This window comes from Variovorax sp. P4_D9, from assembly GCF_056401695.1.
The window spans coordinates 1-4,437 of record NZ_JBFUIU010000720.1 but is presented as its reverse complement, the minus strand read 5'-3'; the positions used below and the strand labels follow the sequence as shown (position 1 = coordinate 4,437).

General features: G+C 62.9%; 5 protein-coding genes and 1 pseudogene. 3 read left to right on the top strand and 3 right to left on the bottom strand.

Translation table 11 applies throughout. From position 1 onward, the window contains the following. Window positions 1-86 precede the first annotated feature (86 nt). Both AC1DY5_RS43510 and AC1DY5_RS43505 read right to left on the bottom strand, forming a co-directional pair. Window positions 87-470 carry a LysR substrate-binding domain-containing protein gene (locus AC1DY5_RS43510; protein WP_478120619.1) on the bottom strand — a complete coding sequence of 128 codons (384 nt, stop codon included), beginning with the start codon at window positions 468-470 and terminating at the stop codon, window positions 87-89. Window positions 471-1,831: 1,361 nt separating this feature from the next. Then, window positions 1,832-2,056 (bottom strand): hypothetical protein, encoded by a 225-nt coding sequence (locus AC1DY5_RS43505; RefSeq protein ID WP_478120618.1) that lies wholly within the window; start codon window positions 2,054-2,056, stop codon window positions 1,832-1,834. Between the two features lie 35 nt (window positions 2,057-2,091). Between AC1DY5_RS43505 and AC1DY5_RS43500 the strand changes: the two are divergent. The 3 genes and pseudogenes from AC1DY5_RS43500 to AC1DY5_RS43490 all read left to right on the top strand — a co-directional run. After that, a pseudogene (locus tag AC1DY5_RS43500) lies at window positions 2,092-2,811 on the top strand (site-specific integrase); the annotation flags it as partial. A 128-nt stretch (window positions 2,812-2,939) separates the two neighbouring features. Further along, the gene (locus AC1DY5_RS43495) at window positions 2,940-3,149 is read left to right on the top strand and encodes a type II toxin-antitoxin system VapB family antitoxin (RefSeq protein ID WP_478120617.1); all 210 of its coding nucleotides are present in this window, start codon (window positions 2,940-2,942) and stop codon (window positions 3,147-3,149) included. After that, complete coding sequence (locus tag AC1DY5_RS43490) at window positions 3,136-3,507, top strand: type II toxin-antitoxin system VapC family toxin (protein WP_478120616.1); 372 nt, start codon at window positions 3,136-3,138, stop codon at window positions 3,505-3,507. The genes AC1DY5_RS43495 and AC1DY5_RS43490 overlap by 14 nt, the downstream gene beginning before the upstream one ends. A 576-nt stretch (window positions 3,508-4,083) precedes the next feature. On the opposite strand, the gene AC1DY5_RS43485 is transcribed toward AC1DY5_RS43490, so the two are convergent. After that, window positions 4,084-4,437, bottom strand: a 354-nt coding sequence (locus tag AC1DY5_RS43485) for a transposase (protein WP_478120615.1), incomplete at its 5' end; no start/stop codon positions are given.

The following is a 4,437-nucleotide window of genomic DNA, read 5'->3' as shown; positions in this document are numbered from 1 at the left end:
ATGCTGGACTTTGACGAACTGAATGAGGTGGTTGGAACGCCGGGCCTGATCGCTTTGGGGCAAAAATACGAGCGATAAACATCAGGTCAGGCACGACGGCCGGGCGGGGCGTAGCGGCACGCCTGCGGGCGCACACGTGGATGAGGCCGCGGTGGCGAGGGGCATTTCGAGTTGCGACCGCCGCGCCGTTGGACGATGGCCTCGCACAGCCTGCGTGTCGCCTCGGGTACATCGCGATCACGCGTCGCCACCGCCAATGTCAGGCAACCCGTGGCGTTCCTGTTGACCAGCGCAACAGAGCACACCTGGTCGTTCGTGAAGCGCGTGATGACCCTCGGCATCAACGCCACGCCCAGGCCGCTGCCGACCAGGCCCACCACGGTGAAGGCCTGCGTCGCCTCCTGCGTCACCCGGGGCGTGAAGCCCGAGTCGCGACAGACCTCGAGGATCGCTGCGCGCAGACCTGGCACCGCAAGGCTGGCGATCCTGATGATATGCACGCGTAAGCGTGGCCGCACCGAACGACTCCCGCCTCCCCAAATTCGACTGCATTCCTTGAGCTGGCTTGCAGTGAACTGCCCGCGCCTAGCATCGCAACGCTTGTGCCGAAGCCGTTGACCTCGAACAGCAGGTTCGAGGGCAGGTTCGACAAGCGCGACTTCATCTACGACGAACGGCGCGACGTGTACCGCTGCCCTGCCGGGCAGATCGCGCTGCCAAGCCTTCACCTTCTCGCGCGCATTCTGCATCGCTGAACTCTTTGACGTTTTTGACGTTCAGTAACTCGCAACCGACCCTTGAACGACTTGATCAGCCCATCGCTCTCGAGCGACTGTCGACGGGCGAACGGGCGCGTGGAACGTTCTGAGGAACCCGCGATCGCGCACGTCTCAGGTTGTGATCGGTGCAGAAAGCCTCCAGACGCCCGGCGACCTAGCGACCTTGGCTCAGCCTGTGAAGCCCGTGGTCGGCCAACAACGCCGGCGCGGTCTGGGCTGCGCCTCTTGAAAGAGATCCGCCTCGCGAAGGACGACGATACGGCTCACCGTCGGATGGTGTCCCCATCAACTATGGACGGCGGGCTGTGGCACCCCGATGCGCAGGAGAACCGCTGGACGCTTGAGCAAGTCAGGAACGAGAGGTCTGAGGGCCGGACTGGGTCACCGCCAAACAAGCTCTGGCACCTTGGAATCGCGACAGTCGCCGGCATCGAGGAATCACCCATCACGGGCGGGCGCCGGGCGCCGAAACACCTACCAGCGCCTGCAGACTGTCCTGGAATATCTGACCGCGGCCGAGATCATCCGTTTCGGTTCGTTCAATTGATTTTGCTGGGTCAGGCTTGAGGTCGCGCGAGTCGATGCACATGTTGGCGACTTACGAAGAAACCCGCCAGGGCGGGTTTCAGGGCGATGCGGGAGGAAGGGGCGAACCCCTTGGAGCAAAGCTCCCGTGGCGGGATGAGCCACTGAGTCCACCGTTGCATCACTAAAGTTTGATCGGCCCCTGCACAGGAAGTTCCGCCATTTCGCAGTCGGTGTGGTCCATGGTTCAGGCGGCGGCCTCGAACGAGGGTCGCTACTCAAGGAAGTTGGCCCGAATCTGGTCCCCTGCGGTCCCATCTTCGGTGCCGTAGTCATCGCCGAGCGCAGCGCACTCAGTGACCACACATTCAGCAAATGTCCGCACAGCGGGCGGGACAGGTTCACCGGCCTTCAGGAGGCCAGCCATTACAGCCAGCTCTTCGAAGACCTCGGCGGGGTTTCGATGTGGTTCCATCGCCTGATGTTACGTCGCAGACGTGAGGCCACCACAAGTAGAAGACCTTAAATCAGAAGTTCGCATATCCCTCCGCCTGGTCGTGGCTGAACATGCCCGCGCGTTCATCCAACCCTTGGGCCAGCGCCCGCATGAAGGCGAAGTGCCCGCTGTGCAGCTTGCGCGGAGTTTCTTTTCTTCTCATGTCGGCCCCATCGGGTCGCGGTTTTTGTCCGCAGGGGGATCGCCAGAATTTCCACCAGGGGGTCGCCACGGGCTCCGGCGGCAACTGCGCCATCTGGCTGGCTCGCCTGCGTCGGCGCCGCCCGACTTCGAGGGCGTGCGCTATCCCGTTGGCCCCAGTTGGCGCAAGCGGCGAACCCCTGCGCGGACGCGCTGGTGCGCGAGCTCCTGGGCAAGACCCGGCGTGCCTACGCGCAGCGCGGCGTGCGAACCAAGAAGCAACGCGCGCTCACCAAGGTCCCCCTTACAGGCCCTCCTGGCCACCTGCGACGTGTCGCTGCGGGGGAAACGCGACCGCGCCCCCTCCTGTTTGCCTGGRCCACCGGCGGGCGGCGCCGCTCCGAGGTGGCCGGCGCCACCTCGGAAAACCTCGTGCGCGTGGATGACAGGTCATACCTCTACACCCTCGGGCACTCCAAGACGAACCAGACCGGAGACATGCGCCCCGAAGACGTGAAGCCGCTGGTGGGCAGCGCTGCCCTGGCCATGCAGGCCTGGCTCGAGGCCAGCGGGATCAAGGAGGGCGCCCTCTTCCGGCGCATCCGCAAGGGCGGGCACCTCGGCGAAGCATTGGCACCGGCGGCGGTGCGCGACATCGTGAAGGAACGGTGTGTGCTGGCGGGGGTTGAAGGGGGAGTTTTCTGCGCACTCGTTGAGGGCTGGCTTCGTGACCGAAGCAGGCAAGCAGAACATGTCATTGCCGGAGACGATGGCGATGACGGGGCATCAGAGCGTGGTGACCTGGTGGGTTACTTCCGGGCCGAGAGCGCCCTGGGCAGCAAGGTCAGCCGAATGCTCGATGGAGATTGAGCCGCAGCGTCAGATTCCGTCGTCGGCGCGGCAATGGCCATTTCAGGATTGGTATAGACCGATGGGTGAAAGTCGCAAATATCGGCATCAATTGATGCTATATTTGACGCATTGAACAGGGGAACGCCATGCGCACCACCGTGACACTGGACGACGAGTTGCTCGCCCAAGCTCGAACATTTACGGGCATCCAGGAGAACTCTGCCCTGATTCAACAAGCGCTCAAGACCCWCGTGCAAAGCGAGGCGGCGCGACGGCTGGCACGCTTGGGAGGCAGTGCGCCGAACCTCCAAGCGGCACCGCGACGGCAGGGAGAAGTCGCCGATGATCCTCGTTGACACATCGGTGTGGATCGACCACCTCGCCCGAGGTGACTCGGAATTGCAGTCTTTGCTTGAAGAAGGCGAAGTCCTCATGCATCCCTATATCGTCGCGGAGATCGCTCTGGGCAGCCTGACGCAGCGCGACGTGACGGTGGGCGCATTGCAAGCCCTGCCCGAGATACCTTTGGCGCAGCACACCGAGGTGATGGCGTTTCTCAACAATGAGCGGCTGTTCGGCATCGGGATTGGCTATGTCGATCTTCATCTGCTTGCCGCAACCCGCCTTGCCGTCGGTACAAGGCTTTGGACACGCGATCGGCGCCTCCTCCAGGCTGCGCTCAAATTGAATCTGGCAGCGTTCGCTGCACACTGAGTCTTGCTAGGGCGAGGAGAACCCCCTGAACACGCGCGAGGGAGCTTCGCGGCCTCCCGGAAATAGCGATCTGCCTCTTCCCCTCGATGGGATCGCCCGCCAATTCGTGCACAGCGAGAGTCAGGGTTCAAGCATTGATTCGCGGGTCGGGCGCCGACAGCCGCCCGGGGTGATCGTCCTTTCCGTGATCGGTACGCTTTTCAGGACGAGCACCCGCCTCGTTCCGCATGCGTACGACGGAGTCTTGCTTCGCTATCGCGCGGTTGGCACGGCGAACGCTGCATCCATTTTGGCTAACCCCTCTTCGGACATCGGCTACCAAGACAGGGAGCGGTCGCTCATGCGCCCAGCAGTCGACACATCGCGGGGTCTGGGCCCTCTAGATCTAGACCAGATCTAGCTGTGATCTAGCTGCAGCGTTCATTGACAAGGTGCTCTCACTGGAGTGGCAGAAGTACATCACCGAGAGCTACGACTTGGGGCCGGTGCGCACCGACGTGAAGCTCGACAGCCTTCGCCGAAGCGATGCCGAAGCCGGGCGACGAAGTCCTATTGAGACTTCCATAAATCATGACATCACCACAGCGTGGCCTGCATCCAGCAGGCGGCAATGATCGAGGGGCGCTTCTGAGCACTCTTGAGCTTGTTGCGCGCAGTGCCGTGAAGCTCGGCGAGGTCGTTGGGGCAATAGTTGGCCAGGGCATGGCGCTTGAGCCARGCCCACAGATACTCCACCGGATTGAGGTCGGGCGCGTACGGCGGCAGGAACGCGATCTGGATATGGCCGCCCAGGCTGTCCAGATAGTCGCGCACCAGCCGACTGCGGTGCGCCTTCAAGCCATCCCAGATGACCAGCAGCGGCTGTTTCAGRTGAGCCTTCAGCGCCTTGAGGAATTCGACGATCTCTTCCTTCTTGATGCTGCCCTCGTG

Coding starts and splice junctions, on each gene's coding strand:
- AC1DY5_RS43505 (WP_478120618.1), bottom strand. CDS start 2,056: ATGGCGCAGTTGCCGCCGGAGCCCGTGGCGACCCCCTGGTGGAAATTC.
- AC1DY5_RS43490 (WP_478120616.1), top strand. CDS start 3,136: ATGATCCTCGTTGACACATCGGTGTGGATCGACCACCTCGCCCGAGGT.